This is a genomic window from Nonomuraea sp. MG754425, assembly GCF_021699195.1.
Taxonomy (GTDB): Bacteria; Actinomycetota; Actinomycetes; order Streptosporangiales; family Streptosporangiaceae; genus Nonomuraea.
Genome location: NZ_SSXE01000547.1, coordinates 1 through 347 on the forward strand (window position 1 = coordinate 1; position 347 = coordinate 347).

1 protein-coding gene is annotated in these 347 nt (G+C 72.9%); it reads left to right on the top strand.

Translation table 11 applies throughout. The features are described from left to right. A partial coding sequence (locus tag FAF44_RS56635; RefSeq protein WP_237111217.1) for a universal stress protein occupies positions 1–347 on the top strand: 347 nt, incomplete at both ends.

The window sequence follows — 347 nt, forward strand, 5'->3', positions numbered from 1 at the left end:
TGGGGTGGGCGGGTTCTCCGGGCTGCTCCTCGGGTCGGTGACCCTGGGTGTCGCGGGACACGCGCCGGGGCCGGTGGTCGTGGTCCGCGAACCGGCCGGTACCGGGCATGGGCAGGTTGTGGTCGGTGACGACGGTTCCGAGGCGGCGGCGGAGGCGCTGCGTTACGCGGTCGAGCAGGCGGGCGCCCGCGGCGCGCGGATCCTCGTCGTGCACGCCTGGCAGCAGGCGATCACGTCCGCCTACGGTGTGGACTTCAGCGGTGTTCTGGAGGACTCCTTCCGGGAGGAGTGCCAGGCCGCCCAGGAACGGATCGTGGCCTGGCGGGGCGAACACCCCGATGTCGAGA